Source organism: Kineococcus endophyticus (assembly GCF_040796495.1).
GTDB classification, from domain to species: Bacteria; Actinomycetota; Actinomycetes; order Actinomycetales; family Kineococcaceae; genus Kineococcus; species Kineococcus endophyticus.
On the sequence record NZ_JBFNQN010000017.1, the window covers coordinates 43,655 to 57,745 of the forward strand.

Consider the following 14,091-nt stretch of genomic DNA (forward strand, 5'->3'; position numbering starts at 1 on the left):
AGAGGTCGCGAACGGTGAAGCAGCTGAAGCTCGGACTGTTCGAGAACGTCGCCGCGAACGTCGGGGGCACCGTGACGTGGCGCCACGAGGACGACCAGCGGCACCGCTTCGACGACCTCCGGTACTGGCGGGACCTCGGGGAGGTGCTGGAGGACGCCGGGTTCGACTTCCTCTTCCTGGGCGACGCCTGGGGGTGGGCGGAGATCGACGGTGTCCGGCCGCCCGTCGCCACGCAGGAGAGCCTGGACCTGCCCCGGCTGGACCCCGTGGTCGTCGCCTCGGCGCTGCTGTCCACCACGAGGAACCTCGGGCTGGTGGTGACCGGGTCCGTCCTGGTCGAACCCCCCTACGCGTTCGTGCGCCGGATGGCGACCCTGGACCACCTGTCCGGTGGCCGGCTCGGCTGGAACATCGTCACGACCGGGACCGCGGAGACCGCCGTGCGGGCCTTCGGCATGGACATGGTCGCCCACGACGAGCGGTACGCCATGGCCGAGGAGTTCCTCGAGGTGGCCTACGCGTACTGGGAGGGCGCCTGGGAGCCGGACGCGCTCACGAGGGACAAGCGGGGACGGTTCGCCGATCCGGCCAAGGTGCACCCCGTGGAGCACGCGGGCCGGTTCTTCCGCTCCCAGGGGTACGGCAACGCGCCCTACTCCCCGCAGGGCACACCCGTGCTGTTCCAGGCCGGCGCGTCCACCGCGGGGCGGCGGCTGGCGGGCCGCCACGGGGAGGCGGTCTTCATCGGCAGCGGTCCGGCGGCGGACCTGCGCCGGCACGCCTCCGCCGTTCGCGCCGAGGCGGTCGCGGCGGGACGGGCGGCCTCGGACGTGCAGGTGATGGCCGCCGTCTCCTGCGTCGTCGGCGCCAGCCCCGGTGACGCCCGGCGCCGCCACGCGTCGGTGCTGCGGTGCCAGACGCCGGAGGCGACGGTGGCGAGCTACGCGATGTTCACCGGGATCGACCTGTCGGCCCACCCCCCCGGGACCCCCATGGCCGACCTGCGCACCGAGTTGTCGCGCACGCAGCTCGAGCGCTTCGCGGGCCGGACGGTCGGGGACGTCCTGGACGCCTGGCGCACCCACGGCGTCGGGGCGCAGCCGATCGTGGGGACGGCGCAGGAGGTGGCGGACGAGATCTGCGCCCTGGCCGAGGGGGCCGACCTCGACGGCGTCCTGCTGTCCCCGGTCCTGCAACCCACCTCGACCCTCGAGTTCGTCGAGGAGGTGCTGCCCCTGCTGCGGGCCCGGGGGGTTCTCGCCGACGGGTACCGGGACGGGGAGACGCTGCGCGAACGCCTCACGGGATCGGGCTCGCCCGTCCTGCCCCGCACGCACCCCGCCGCCGCGCACCGCCACCCGCGTCCCGGCGCGTCCCCGACCCGGTCCGGTGAGCACGGAGGTGGGCGACGTGGCTGACCGGTGGCTGACCGGTGGCTGACCGGTGGCTGACCAGTGGCTGGTCGTGGGGCCACGCGAATCCCAGGGGCGGGCGGGGCTGGAGCGGACCTAGACTCGGCGGGTCATGTCGCGCACCCCGCAGCGTTCCCGCAGCTCCTCCCGCTCCTCCTCGTCCCGGGGACGTTCCGGTCGCCCCGGTGGCCGTCCGGGCCCTGAGGCCCGGGCCCTGCCCGACGACCCGCGCGCGCGGGCCCTGGCCGAGCGGCTGAGCGGTGTCTCGCTGCGCGACGAGGACCGCCTGCGGCGACGGCTCGCCGCCCTGGCCCGCCGGCCCGCGGACGCCTTCGCCGCCGACCTCGACCAGCTCGAGACGCTGACCGCGGCGGCCGAGGCACGCACCGCACGCCGGGCCGCGTCCGTCCCGGCCCTGGAGTACCCCGAACAGCTCCCCGTCAGCCAGGCAAAGGACGACATCGCCCGCGCCCTGGCCGAGCACCAGGTCATCGTCGTCGCGGGGGAGACCGGGTCGGGCAAGACCACCCAGCTGCCGAAGATCGCCCTCGAGGTCGGCCGGGGCGTCCGCGGCCGCATCGGGCACACCCAGCCGCGGCGCATCGCGGCCCGCGCCGTCGCCGAACGCGTCGCGGAGGAGCTGCACACCGAGCTCGGCGGCACCGTCGGGTACGCCGTGCGGTTCACCGACACCGTCGGTGAGGACAGCCTCGTCAAGGTCATGACCGACGGGATCCTGCTGGCCGAGATCCAGCGCGACCCCGAACTCCTGCAGTACGACACGCTCATCGTCGACGAGGCGCACGAACGCAGCCTCACGATCGACTTCCTCCTGGGGTACCTCGCCCAGCTGCTGCCGCGCCGGCCCGACCTCAAGCTCGTCATCACCTCCGCGACCATCGACCCGCAGCGGTTCTCCCGGCACTTCGGCGGGGCGCCCGTCCTGGAGGTCTCGGGGCGCACGTACCCCGTCGAGGTGCGGTACCGCCCGCTGCTGGCCGCGGAACTGGCCGAGGAACTCCTCGGCGACCTGGCCGACGGGGAGGACGGGGACTCCCTCGACGACCGCGACGACCTGACCGCCCTCGTCGGGGACGACCGCGACCAGACCGAGGGCATCCTCGACGCCGTCCGCGAACTCGCGGCCGAAGGGCCCGGGGACGTCCTGGTGTTCCTGCCGGGGGAACGGGAGATCCGCGACACCGCCGACGCCCTCGCCGACCTCGTGAAGACCCGGGAACTGCGGGGGACCGAGATCCTGCCGCTGTTCGCGCGCCTGTCGGCCGAGGAGCAGCACCGGGTGTTCCGCACGTCGGGGAACCGGCGCATCGTCCTGGCCACCAACGTGGCCGAGACGTCCCTGACGGTCCCGGGCATCCGCTACGTCGTGGACGCCGGAACCGCCCGCATCTCCCGGTACAGCCACCGGACGAAGGTGCAACGCCTTCCGGTGGAACGCATCTCGCAGGCCTCGGCGAACCAGCGGGCCGGCCGCTGCGGGCGCGTCGCGGACGGGATCTGCATCCGGTTGTACTCCCAGGCGGACTACGAGTCCCGCCCGGAGTTCACCGACCCCGAGATCTTGCGCACCAACCTGGCCGCCGTCATCCTGCAGATGACGTCGCTCGGGCTGGGCGACATCGCGCGGTTCCCCTTCGTCGAACCCCCTGAGGCGCGCGCGGTCGCCGACGGCCTGGCGCTGCTGGCCGAGCTCGGGGCGCTGGAGACCCCCCGGCCCACCGACCGCGGAGTTCCCCGGCTGACCCGGACCGGCCGCGACCTCGCCCGGCTGCCCATCGACCCGCGGCTGGGCCGGATGGTGCTCGAGGGCCAGCGCAACGGCTGCCTGCGCGACGTCCTCGTCGTCGTCGCGGCCCTGTCGGTGCAGGACCCGCGGGAACGGCCGCTGGAGCAGCGGGACCGGGCCGCGCAGCTGCACGCGCGGTTCCGCGACGAGACGTCCGACTTCCTGACGTACCTCAACCTGTGGTCCTACCTGCAGCACCTGCAGGCCGACCTGTCGAGCTCGGCTTTCCGCCGCCGGGTGAAGTCCGAGATGCTGCACTTCCTGCGGATCCGGGAGTGGCAGGACACGTTCTCCCAGCTGCGGCGCGTCGTGCGGGACCTGCAGTTCGAGGTGGACCGGCCGGAACCGGCCGAGCTCGCCGAGGGGCAGGTGTTCCCCGACCCCGGGTACGACGCCGACGCCGTGCACCGGTCCCTGCTCGCGGGTCTGCTCGGCAACATCGGGCTCAAGGACCTCCGCGAGGAGAAGTCCGGGGCCGGGGACCGGGGTGGACGGCGTGAGCAACGACGCCCGCAGGTCGAGTACCTCGGGGCGCGCGGGGCGAAGTTCGCGGTGTCGCCGGGGTCGGCGCTGGGGCGCAAGAACCCCGACTGGGTCGTGGCCGCCGAACTCGTGGAGACGTCCCGGTTGTGGGCGCGCGTCGTGGGCGGCATCGACCCGCGCTGGATCGAGCCGCTGGCCGAGCACGTCGTCAAGCGGACGTACTCCGAACCGCGGTGGTCCCGCAAGCGCGCCGCCGTCGTCGCCACCGAACGCGTGACGCTGTACGGGGTCCCGGTCGTCGCTGGCCGCACCGTCGCCTACGGCGGCATCGACCCGGAACTGTCGAGGGACCTGTTCCTCCGGAACGCCCTCGTCGAGGGCGACTTCGAGACGCGGCACGCGTTCTTCCACCGCAACCGCGAACTCCTCGCCGAGGCCGAGGAACTGGAGCACCGCGCGCGGCGGCGCGACATCGTCGTCGACGACGAGGTCCTGTTCGCCTTCTACGACGCGCGGGTCCCCGCCGACGTCGTCTCCGGCCGCCACTTCGACGCCTGGTGGAAGCAGGCGCGGCGCGAGGACCCCGACCTGCTGACGTTCGACCCGGCGATGCTCGTCACCGAGGACGACGCGGTGAGCGAGGAGCAGTTCCCGCGCACCTGGCGGCAGGGCGACCTGGACCTGCTGCTGGAGTACGTCTTCGACCCGGGCTCGGCGGCCGACGGGCTGACCGTCGAGGTGCCCGTCGAGGTCGTCAACCGCTTCGACGACCGCGACCTGCTGTGGCAGGTGCCGGGGTTCCGGCACGACCTCGTCACGGCGATGGTCCGTTCGCTGCCCAAGGAGCTGCGCAAGAACCTCGCCCCGGCGCCGGACAAGGCCGCGCGGTTCCTGGAGCGGGTCGAACCCCGTCGGGAGGAGTTCTGGGCGGCGTTCGAGCGCGAGCTGCCGGTCCTCGGTGACGGCACGGAGATCTACGAGCAGGACGTCGACTGGTCCAAGGTCCCCGCGCACCTGCGGCCCACGTTCCGGGTCCGGGGCGCCGACGGGTCGGTCATCGCGCAGGGCAAGGACTTCCCCCGGCTGCGCGCGCAGCTGGAGGAGACGGTGGAGGAGACGCTCACCGCGGCCGCCGACGACGTCCAGCGCACCGGCGCGACCTCCTGGGACGACCTGCCCGACCCCGTGCCCTCGACGCACACGAGCGTCGTCCGCGGCACCGACGTCACGTCCTTCCCCGCGCTCGTCGACGAGGGGGAGACCGTCGGGTTGCGCACGTTCCCCACCGAGGCCGCGGCGCGCACCGCCCACCGCGACGGGGTGCTGCGGTTGCTGCTGCTGGCCCTGCCGTCGCCGGCGCGGGCCGTGCAGGACGGTCTGGCCAACGACGCCAAGCTGCTGCTGGCCCGGGCCCCGCACGGGAACGCGACCGCCGTGGTGGCCGACGCCGCCCACGCCGCCGCGGCGCAGCTGCTGAAGGAGGCGCACGGGGCGGACGTCCGCACCCGGGAGGCCTTCGACGCGCTCGTCGCGACCGCCCGCCCCCGGTTCACCGAGCTCACCGCGACGACCGTGGACCGGACCCTGCGGGTGCTGCGGACGGCGGCCGCCGTGGAGCGGAACATCTCGCGGACGAGCAGCCTGGCCCTCGTGCCGTCGCTGGCGGACGTGCGCGAGCAGTTCACCGGGCTCGTCCACGCGGGCTTCGTCGCCGAGACCGGCGTCGACCGCCTGCCGGACCTGCTGCGCTACCTGCAGGGCATCGACCGGCGGCTCGCGACCATGCCGGACAACCCCCAGCGCGACCGGGTGCGGATGGCGGAGTTCACCCGCGTCCGCGACGCGTGGCGCGCCGCCGTCCGACGGGCGCAGGGACGGGCCGGGGGACAGGTCCCGCCCGACCTCGCCCGCGTGCGCTGGACGCTGGAGGAACTGCGCCTGCAGAAGTTCGCGCAGGGGGTCCCGACGGCCCACCCGGTGAGCGACGAACGTGTCCTGAAGGCCCTCGCGGAGTTCGGTTAGACCTCTTGCACTCCCGTTCCGGGAGTGCTACATCAGTGTCGTGGGAACCGGCCCGGCCCGGTTCCCGGTTGGTAGCGCATCTCCTTCTCTCGCACTGGAGGTGGTGGCCATGTTGATGCGCACTGATCCCTTCCGCGAGCTCGACCGGCTCACGCAGCAGGTCCTCGGGACGTCGGCCCGGCCGGCCGTCATGGCGATGGACGCCTGGCGCTCGGGCGACGAGTTCGTGGTGGAGTTCGACCTCCCCGGGGTCGACCCCTCGACCGTCGAGCTCGACGTCGAGCGCAACGTCCTCACGGTGCGGGCGCACCGTCCGGTGACCGAGGGCACCGAGGAGATGATCGCCGCCGAACGCCCCCGCGGGGTGTTCAGCCGCCAGCTCATCCTCGGCGACAACCTCGACACCGAGCACATCTCCGCGAACTACGCCGGCGGTGTGCTGACGCTGCGGGTCCCGGTGGCGGAGAAGGCGAAACCGCGCCGGATCGCGGTGCGGACCGCCGAGGACCGGCAGCAGGCGATCGGGGCCTGACCGTGGCGGCGGTCGTGCTCGCAGCGGTCACCGCGCAGGTCCCGGACGACGCCCCGGACGAGGACCCGGACGCGACGCGGGACTGGGACGCGGAGTTCTGGTCCGTCGTGGCCCGGCTCGAGCCGAGGACCGGCACGGTGACCCGCTGCCCCGCCGGGGACGGGACCAGCCCCGTCCCCTCCCGTCTCCGCGTCCTGCGGGAGCGGAGGCGGCCGGTGGTCCGCCGACCCACCGGCCGGGAGCGCTCGCCCCCGACCCGTGGCGGCGCTCGGTGCTCGGCGCGCCTCAGTGCGCCGAGTACCCGCCGTCGACGAGGTGGTAGGAGCCCGTGATGAACGAGGCCGCGTCGCTGGCGAGGAACGCGGTCAGCGCGGCGACCTCCTCCGCCGTCCCGAGCCGCCCGGTCGCGTGCTGGGCGGCGAGGGCGTCGGCGGCCGCGGTGTCGAGGTTGGCGTCGAGCAGCGGCGTCCGGATGAACCCCGGACCGACGGCGTTCACGCGGACGCCCTGGGCGGAGTACTCCATCGCCGCCGCCTTCGTGAGCCCGACGACGGCGTGCTTGGAGGCGACGTAGGCCGACGACCCGGCGATGCCGACGCTGCCGAGGACCGAGGCCATGGTGACGACGGACCCGCCACCGGCGGCGACCATCGCGGGGATCTGCGCGCGCAGACCGTGGAAGACCGCGTTGAGGTTCACGTCGATGACGCGCAGCCAGGACTCGGTGGAGTACTCGCCGACGGGCTTGGCCTCCCCGCCGATGCCCGCGTTGTTGACGGCCACCTTGAAGGGCGCCATCCGGCCGGCCGCCTCGACGAGACCGGCGTGCACGCCGGGGTCGGCGACGTCGGCGGCGACGGCGTCCGCGGTGCCGCCTGCCGCGGTGATCTCCTCGGCGACGCGTCGGGCGGCCTCGCCGGACAGGTCCGCGACGAGGACGGCGGCGCCGCTGCGGGCCAGTTCGAGGGCGACGGCGCGGCCGATGCCGGACCCGGCTCCCGTCACGAGGGCGGAGCGGTCGGCGAGGTCGTAGGTGGGCACGGGGTTCTCCTTCGGGTTCCTGATCCCCGACATGTGTCGGGAAACGCTCCGACGATACGCCGGTCGAACCGATCGCCGGCCGGTGGGCCGTAGGCTGCAGGTCCCCGTGCGGGGAGCGGGAGCAGTGGCGGATCGAGGGGCGGGGTCGAGCGTGGCGACGGCGCAGGGTCAGGTCGTCAGCAACCGCGTCGTGACGATCCCCAACGCGCTGAGCTTCCTGCGGCTCCTGCTCGTGCCCGTCTTCGCGGTCCTCATCGTCCAGCGGCAGGACGGCTGGGCACTGCTCGTGCTCGCCGTCAGCGGCGCGAGCGACTACCTCGACGGCCACCTCGCGCGCCGCTGGAACCAGGTCACCCGCCTCGGCCAGGTGCTGGACCCGTTCGCCGACCGCCTCTACATCCTCACGACCCTGCTGGGCCTGGGGTACCGCGGGCTGGTCCCGTGGTGGCTGGTCGTCGTCCTCGTCGCCCGCGACCTCACGATGGTGGCGACCCTGCCGGTCCTGGCCCGGCTCGGTCACAGCGCTCTGCCGGTGCACTTCCTGGGCAAGGCCGGCACGTTCTGCCTCCTCTACGCCTTCCCCCTCCTGCTGCTCGGGCAGGTCTCCACGACCCTGGCCCTGCCCGCCGGTGCCCTCGGGTGGGCGTTCGCCCTGTGGGGGACCGGGTTGTACTGGTGGGCGGGGATCCTCTACGTCCAGCAGGTCGCCCAGCTGTGGCGGGCCGAGCGCCGGTGACCTCGCTGCGTTCCGTGGGGAAGCTGCTGCTGCACCCGCCGCAGCGTCCCGTCGACCCGCACCGCGACCCCGCTGCCAGCACGCGGCTGCTCACCGAGGTCATGGAGCGTCCGCTGGACCCCGGGTACGCGGCCGCCGCGCGGCGCCGGGCCGAGACCGGCCGTCCGCCCACCCGCTCGGCCCGGACCGCGACCGTCGTCGCGCTCCTCGCGGTCGGGGTGCTCCTGGCCGCGGCCGGGCTGCGCGCCGCGGCCGCCGAACCGGCCGCCGACCGCGGGCGCACCCAGCTGGCCGAGCGCATCGAGGACGGCACCGCCCGCGCCGACGACCTCGCCGCCCGCGCCAGTGCGCTCCAGGCCGGCAACGCAGCCCTCGCGGCATCCCTCGGCGGAGCCCCTGTCGCCTCCGCCGACGCCGCGGCCTCCGGGCTGCAGGTCGCCGCCGCCGCGACCCCCGTCACCGGGCCGGGGCTCACGGTCGTCCTCGACGACGCCGCGACCCCGGACGGCGGCACGGGGGCGGCGGCGACGTCGGGCCGCGTCGTCGACCGGGACGTCCAGCTCGTCGTCAACGGGTTGTGGGCCTGCGGTGCCGAGGCCGTCGCGATCAACGGCCAGCGCCTCGGGGCCCTGTCGTCCATCCGGGCGGCGGGGGAGGCGGTGCTCGTGGACTACCGGCCCCTCACCCCGCCGTACACCGTCTCCGCCGTCGGGGACCCGACCGCGATGCAGACGGCGTTCGCGACCTCGGTCGCCGGCCGCTACCTGCAGGTCCTGCGCGACAACTACGGCATCCGCACGCAGGTCTCCACGGCCGACGCGCTCGAGCTGCCCGCCGCGCGGCTGGACCTGCGCTTCGCCCGGCCCGCCGCGGCGGGCCAGTAGGGTTCGGCCACGTGATCGCAGCCGTCGGACTCGTCGTGGGCGTCGTCGTCGGGGTGCTCCTGCGCCCCGAGGTGCCCGTCGTCCTGCAGCCCTACCTGCCGATCGCGGTCGTCGCCGCCCTCGACGCCGTCTTCGGCGGTCTGCGCGCGGTCCTCGACGGCATCTTCGACGACAAGGTCTTCGTCGTCTCGTTCCTGTCCAACGCGGTCGTCGCCGCGCTCATCGTCTACCTCGGCGACCAGCTCGGCGTCGGCTCGCAGCTGTCCACCGGCGTCGTCGTCGTCCTCGGGGTCCGGATCTTCTCCAACGTGGCCGCCATCCGCCGGCACCTCTTCAACGCCTGATGGCTGCGGTCACGGACCCCCGTCCCGGCCCCTGGCGCCGGCTGTGGCGCGCCGCCTCCCCGCGGGCGACGCGAGGGCAGGTGCTGGCCGGCGTGCTGTGCGCCGCACTGGGTTTCGGAGTCGTCGTCCAGGTCCGGCAGACCGACACCTCGGGCCTGGCCGACCTGCGTGAGACCGACCTCGTCCGCATCCTCGACGACACGACCGAACGCGGTGACCGCCTCGCGGGGGAGGTCCAGGACCTCGAGGCCACCCGGCGCGAGCTCACGGAGGGCTCCGACCGCGCCGCCGCCGCCGAGCAGGCCGCCGCCGCCCGCGCGCAGGAGTACGGCCTGCTCGCCGGCACGCTGCCCGCGCACGGGCCGGGGATCGTGGCGACCATCACCGATCCCGGCGCGGCGCTGCGGTCGACGAACCTCATCCAGCTCGTGCAGGAACTGCGCGACTCCGGGGCCGAGGGGATCCAGGTCGGGCAGACGCGGGTGGTGGCCCAGACGGCGTTCGCCGACGGCTCCGGCGGCGTCCTCGTCGACGGCCGCCTGGAACGCTCGCCCTACGTCGTGACGGTCATCGGCGACCCGTCCACGCTGGCCACCGCCCTGGACATCCCGGGGGGTGTCCGGGAGACGCTGCGCTCGGCCGGCGCCGACCTCGACGTGCAGCAGCGACCCGGCGACGACGGCGTGTCGCTGACCGCCTTGCACGCCGTCTCGGCGCCTCAGTACGCTCGCCCGGCGTCGCCGCAGCAGTGAACCGCGGACGCACCCCGCCCCGTGAGGAGTCCTGCGCCCCATGTCGAACGTCCCCGCCGACCTGCGCTACACCAGCGAGCACGAGTGGGTGCGCGTGGAGGCCGACGGCTCCGTCCGCGTCGGGATCACCGACCACGCCCAGGACCAGCTCGGCGACGTCGTCTACGTCTCCCTGCCGGCCGAGGGCGAGCAGGTGAGCGCCGGCGGCGCGATCGGCGAGGTCGAGTCGACCAAGAGCGTCAGCGAGATCACCGCGCCGGTCTCCGGCACGGTCTCGGGCCACAACCCCGGGCTGGAGACGCGCCCGGACCTCGTGAACGTCGACCCCTACGGCGAGGGCTGGATGTTCACCATCACCCCCAGCGACCCGTCCGAGGTCGAGGCGCTGCTGGACGCCGAGGCGTACACCGCGCACGCCGGCTGACCCGACTGCGCCGTTGTGGGCCGGTGTGGGCCGGTGTGGGCCGGTGTGGGCCGGTGTGGGCCGGTGTGGGCCGGTGTGGGCCGGTACACGCCGACACGCGGGCTGACCTGCGGGGTCGGTCCCGCTACTGTTGCCCCTGTTGATCCGAACGTGACCGCCCGCCTCCCGCCGGCGCTCACGTGCTCTGCCAGCGAGAGGTGGTGTCGATGTCCGCGCCGGGCTCTGAGCCGACCAACGGGCCGACGGGTTCGGAGGAGGGCACGCCCCCCGGACGTCCGGGCCAGGAGCGACCCGTCGACTCCACGATGTCCTTCGCCGGGCTCGCGGTCCCCGAGGTGCACGAGAGCGCCGACCGCGGGCTGACGGCCGACGACACCGAAGCCATCGACGCCCTCCCCGCGGGGTCGGCGCTCCTCGTCGTCCGCCGCGGGCCGAACGCGGGTTCGCGCTTCCTCCTCGACGCCGAGCGCACGTCCGCCGGCCGGCACCAGACGAGCGACATCTTCCTCGACGACGTCACCGTCTCGCGCAAGCACGCCGAGTTCCTCCGCGCGCCGGACCCGGTGACGGGCCCGGGCTTCCGCGTCCGCGACGTCGGCAGCCTCAACGGCACGTACGTCAACCGCGAACGCATCGACGACGTCCTGCTCGCCGCGGGCGACGAGGTCCAGATCGGCAAGTACCGGCTCGAGTACCACCCGAGCCCGCGGGTGGGGCAGTGAGCGCAGCCGGAGCCCGGGCGCTCGACCCGAGCCGGCCCCGGATGACCATCGGGGAGGTCATGGCGATCCTGTCGCCGGAGTTCTCCGACATCACCATCTCCAAGATCCGCTTCCTCGAGGAGCAGGGGCTCGTCGAGCCGGGGCGCACGCCGTCGGGCTACCGGAAGTTCTCCTCCGACGACGTCGACCGGCTGCGGTACGTCCTGTCCGCCCAGCGCGACCACTACCTCCCGCTCAGGGTCATCCGCGAGCACCTCGAGGCGATGGACCGCGGCCTGCAGGTGCCGGACCCGGTGGACGCGGCGCCACGGGTCCCCGGCACCGAACCCCCGGTGACGGCGGGTGTCGAGCGCTTCGACGGCCACGCCGCCGGACTGCGGCTGACCCGCGGCGAGCTGCTGCGCGAGTCCGGGGTGGAGGCCGACCTGCTCGACGCCCTCGAGGGGTACGGCGTGCTGTCGCCGGCCCCCGGCGGCCCCTGGTACGACGGCGAGGCCCTCGAGGTGCTGCGCGCGGCGGCCGCCCTCGCGGCCCACGGCATCGAGGCCCGGCACCTGCGGATGTTCCGGACGGCCGCCGACCGCGAGGTCGCGCTGGCCGACCAGGTCGCCGCGCCCCTGCAGCGGACGGGCCAGCGCGACCAGGTCGCGCGGGAGATCGCCGCCGCCGGTCTGCGGCTGCACACGGCCCTCGTCGCGGGTGCCCTCGGACGCACCGTCCGCTGACCCGGCGGCACGTCGTCCGCGCGCCGGTTCCGGCGGGGTGCCGGACTCCGGCGAGGGGTACGGTGAACGGGTGCGAGCACTCGATGTCGTCGGTGTCAGGGTCGAGATGCCCTCCAACAACCCCATCGTCCTGCTGCGGGAACGCGACGGGGACCGCTACCTGCCGATCTGGATCGGAGCGCCCGAGGCCAGCGCGATCGCCTTCGCCCAGCAGGGCGTCGTCCCGCCGCGGCCGCTGACGCACGACCTGCTCAAGGACGTCATCGAGGCCGTCGGCCGTCGGGTCGAGGAGGTCCGGATCGTCGCGGTCAAGGACAACGTGTACTACGCCGAGCTGGCCTTCGACGGCGGTCTGACGGTCAGCTCGCGCACCTCCGACGCCATCGCCCTGGCGCTGCGGGTGGGCTGCGCCATCGTGGGGGCCGAGGGCGTGCTGGACTCGGGGGGCGTTCCCGTCCCCGACGAGGACGAGGACGAGGTGGAGAAGTTCCGCGAGTTCCTCGACCACATCACCCCCGAGGACTTCGAGTCCGGCTCGGGGGAGCGCTGACGGTCCCCCCGCCGGGTCGGGGGCCGGGCGGGTCACAGAAGGGTCACGGGTCGCGCCACGCCGCGCGCCTCGTTGACGCTCCGAGGGTGCTCTTCTACGGTCGGTGTGCAGGACGCTCCCGGACGAATCCTCGTCGGGTGGCGATGACGAGGAGGCCGGCGTGAGCAGTGGCGACGCAGTCGCGGGGTCGTCGCGGAAGGTGTCCCGACCCGTGCGTGCACAGGGTCTGCTCTTCGCCGAGGACCTCCCGGACCTCGACGAGGAGGTCGGGTACCGCGGTCAGACGGCCTGCAAGGCCGCCGGCATCACGTACCGCCAGCTCGACTACTGGGCCCGCACCGGGCTCGTCGAACCCAGCGTCCGCGGGGCCTCCGGCTCCGGGTCCCAGCGCCTGTACGGGTTCCGCGACATCCTCGTCCTGAAGGTCGTGAAGCGGCTCCTGGACACCGGCGTCTCGCTTCACCAGATCCGCACCGCCGTCACGCACCTGCGCGAGCGCGGTGTCGACGACCTCGCGCAGATCACGCTCATGTCCGACGGGGCCAGCGTCTACGAGTGCACGTCCGCCGACGAGGTCATCGACCTCGTGCAGGGCGGTCAGGGAGTGTTCGGCATCGCCGTCGGCCGGGTGTGGCGGGAGGTGGAGGGTGAGCTGGCCTCGCTGCCGAGCGAGCGCCCCACCGACCGCGAGCAGGCCGAAGCCCCCGCCGACCCCGCGGTCGTGCTGGCCGACGAGCTGTCCCGCCGGCGCGCCGCCCGAGAAGCCGGCTGACCTCCGCCCCACCCCGACCTCACCCTGCGTCACCCCGCGCCTGGCCGGGTGGTGGATCGTCGACGCAGAGGGTCGCTAGGTCCGGCCCGTAGCGTCGACGAGCTCATCCCCGCCGGCGGCGCCGTCACGCACGGTCGAGGTCGGAGGCTTCCCCGGAAGCCCCCGACTCCTCAGTCCAGCAGTTCGGCTCAGTCCAGCAGCTCGGCGCGCGGCATCGCCTGCAGGGCGAAGGGGTCGGTCACCCAGTCGTGGGCGTCCGGCAGCCAGATGACGGCGGCCAGCAGCGAGTCCGCCCACGTGCTCAGCAGCTCGTCGAGACCGACGCGCCAGGAGTGCTGGTAGCCCTCGCCGTCCTCGGCGAGGACGAGTTGCTCCACCACGGCCCGGCTGGATCCGAGACGCACCGCGATGAGCTCCTCGTCGCGGGCGAACACCGGCAGCAGGGCGGGTGGTGCCGCCAGGCCCGGACCCTGACCGGTCGCGCGGGCGACGGCCTCCTCCAGGCGCAGCGGCACCCAGCCGCCGGGGCCGACGGTGGGGGAGCTGGTCCGGAACGTCGTCCGCACCGGGTCGACCCCGTCGACGGCCCGCCACCACGCCCGGGCGGCGCGGGGGATGAGCAGGCCCATCTGGCGCTCGACCGCGTCGAGCTGGGCGTCGTCCACGCCCGGGCGCAGCCGCGTGGCGATGTCGGCGCCCGAGCGCGTCCAGTGCGAGCGGAGGCGTTGCACCAGAGCGCTGATGCGGTCGGCCTCGGGGTCGACCGGGAGGGCGCGACGGCCGGTCGTCGGCGGTGCGGCGGCCCGCGCGGGGCGGACGACGCGCGCGGGGGCTTCAGCGCGCGGGGACCCGGTGAGGGGGATGTTGGACGACGTCACGAGACCT

At 74.3% G+C, this 14,091-nt stretch carries 14 protein-coding genes; 12 read left to right on the forward strand and 2 right to left on the reverse strand.

The window, feature by feature from the left end; translation table 11 throughout:
- Positions 1 to 14: 14 nt before the first annotated feature.
- The 3 genes from AB1207_RS21575 to AB1207_RS21585 all read left to right on the forward strand — a co-directional run bounded on the left by AB1207_RS21575 (position 15) and on the right by AB1207_RS21585 (position 6,256).
- Positions 15 to 1,418 (forward strand): NtaA/DmoA family FMN-dependent monooxygenase, encoded by a 1,404-nt coding sequence (locus tag AB1207_RS21575; protein WP_367640646.1) that lies wholly within the window; start codon positions 15 to 17, stop codon positions 1,416 to 1,418.
- 106 nt (positions 1,419 to 1,524) lie between these two features.
- Positions 1,525 to 5,724 (forward strand): ATP-dependent RNA helicase HrpA, encoded by a 4,200-nt coding sequence (gene hrpA, locus AB1207_RS21580; RefSeq protein ID WP_367640647.1) that lies wholly within the window; start codon positions 1,525 to 1,527, stop codon positions 5,722 to 5,724.
- Between the two features lie 109 nt (positions 5,725 to 5,833).
- Positions 5,834 to 6,256 carry an Hsp20/alpha crystallin family protein gene (locus AB1207_RS21585; protein WP_367640648.1) on the forward strand — a complete coding sequence of 141 codons (423 nt, stop codon included), beginning with the start codon at positions 5,834 to 5,836 and terminating at the stop codon, positions 6,254 to 6,256.
- A 285-nt stretch (positions 6,257 to 6,541) separates the two neighbouring features.
- On the opposite strand, the gene AB1207_RS21590 is transcribed toward AB1207_RS21585, so the two are convergent.
- Positions 6,542 to 7,297 (reverse strand): SDR family NAD(P)-dependent oxidoreductase, encoded by a 756-nt coding sequence (locus AB1207_RS21590; RefSeq protein WP_367640649.1) that lies wholly within the window; start codon positions 7,295 to 7,297, stop codon positions 6,542 to 6,544.
- A gap of 151 nt (positions 7,298 to 7,448) precedes the next feature.
- Between AB1207_RS21590 and clsA the strand changes: the two genes are divergently transcribed.
- From clsA to AB1207_RS21635, 9 genes are all read left to right on the forward strand, one after another.
- On the forward strand, positions 7,449 to 8,033 hold the full coding sequence (gene clsA, locus AB1207_RS21595) for a cardiolipin synthase ClsA (protein ID WP_367640650.1): 585 nt from the start codon (positions 7,449 to 7,451) through the stop codon (positions 8,031 to 8,033).
- A complete protein-coding gene (locus AB1207_RS21600) occupies positions 8,030 to 8,917 on the forward strand; it encodes a DUF881 domain-containing protein (RefSeq protein ID WP_367640651.1) in 888 nt (295 codons plus the stop codon). Before clsA ends, AB1207_RS21600 begins: the two co-directional genes overlap by 4 nt.
- Before the next feature lie 11 nt (positions 8,918 to 8,928).
- Positions 8,929 to 9,261 carry a small basic family protein gene (locus AB1207_RS21605; protein WP_367640653.1) on the forward strand — a complete coding sequence of 111 codons (333 nt, stop codon included), beginning with the start codon at positions 8,929 to 8,931 and terminating at the stop codon, positions 9,259 to 9,261.
- Positions 9,261 to 10,013, forward strand: coding sequence for a DUF881 domain-containing protein (locus AB1207_RS21610; protein WP_367640654.1), 753 nt, complete (start codon positions 9,261 to 9,263; stop codon positions 10,011 to 10,013). Before AB1207_RS21605 ends, AB1207_RS21610 begins: the two co-directional genes overlap by 1 nt.
- Before the next feature lie 40 nt (positions 10,014 to 10,053).
- Positions 10,054 to 10,437, forward strand: a complete 384-nt coding sequence (gene gcvH / locus AB1207_RS21615) for a glycine cleavage system protein GcvH (RefSeq protein ID WP_367640656.1) — start codon at positions 10,054 to 10,056, stop codon at positions 10,435 to 10,437.
- Positions 10,438 to 10,643: 206 nt separating this feature from the next.
- Complete coding sequence (locus AB1207_RS21620; protein ID WP_367640657.1) at positions 10,644 to 11,159, forward strand: FHA domain-containing protein; 516 nt, start codon at positions 10,644 to 10,646, stop codon at positions 11,157 to 11,159.
- 41 nt (positions 11,160 to 11,200) lie between these two features.
- Complete coding sequence (ftsR, locus tag AB1207_RS21625) at positions 11,201 to 11,884, forward strand: transcriptional regulator FtsR (protein WP_367640762.1); 684 nt, start codon at positions 11,201 to 11,203, stop codon at positions 11,882 to 11,884.
- Between the two features lie 70 nt (positions 11,885 to 11,954).
- Positions 11,955 to 12,434, forward strand: a complete 480-nt coding sequence (locus AB1207_RS21630; protein WP_367640659.1) for a bifunctional nuclease family protein — start codon at positions 11,955 to 11,957, stop codon at positions 12,432 to 12,434.
- 160 nt (positions 12,435 to 12,594) lie between these two features.
- Positions 12,595 to 13,206, forward strand: coding sequence for a MerR family transcriptional regulator (locus AB1207_RS21635; protein WP_367640660.1), 612 nt, complete (start codon positions 12,595 to 12,597; stop codon positions 13,204 to 13,206).
- Between the two features lie 188 nt (positions 13,207 to 13,394).
- Here the strand turns inward: AB1207_RS21635 and AB1207_RS21640 are convergent, their stop codons facing one another.
- Complete coding sequence (locus tag AB1207_RS21640) at positions 13,395 to 14,084, reverse strand: SMI1/KNR4 family protein (protein WP_367640662.1); 690 nt, start codon at positions 14,082 to 14,084, stop codon at positions 13,395 to 13,397.
- Between the last annotated feature and the right edge of the window lie 7 nt (positions 14,085 to 14,091).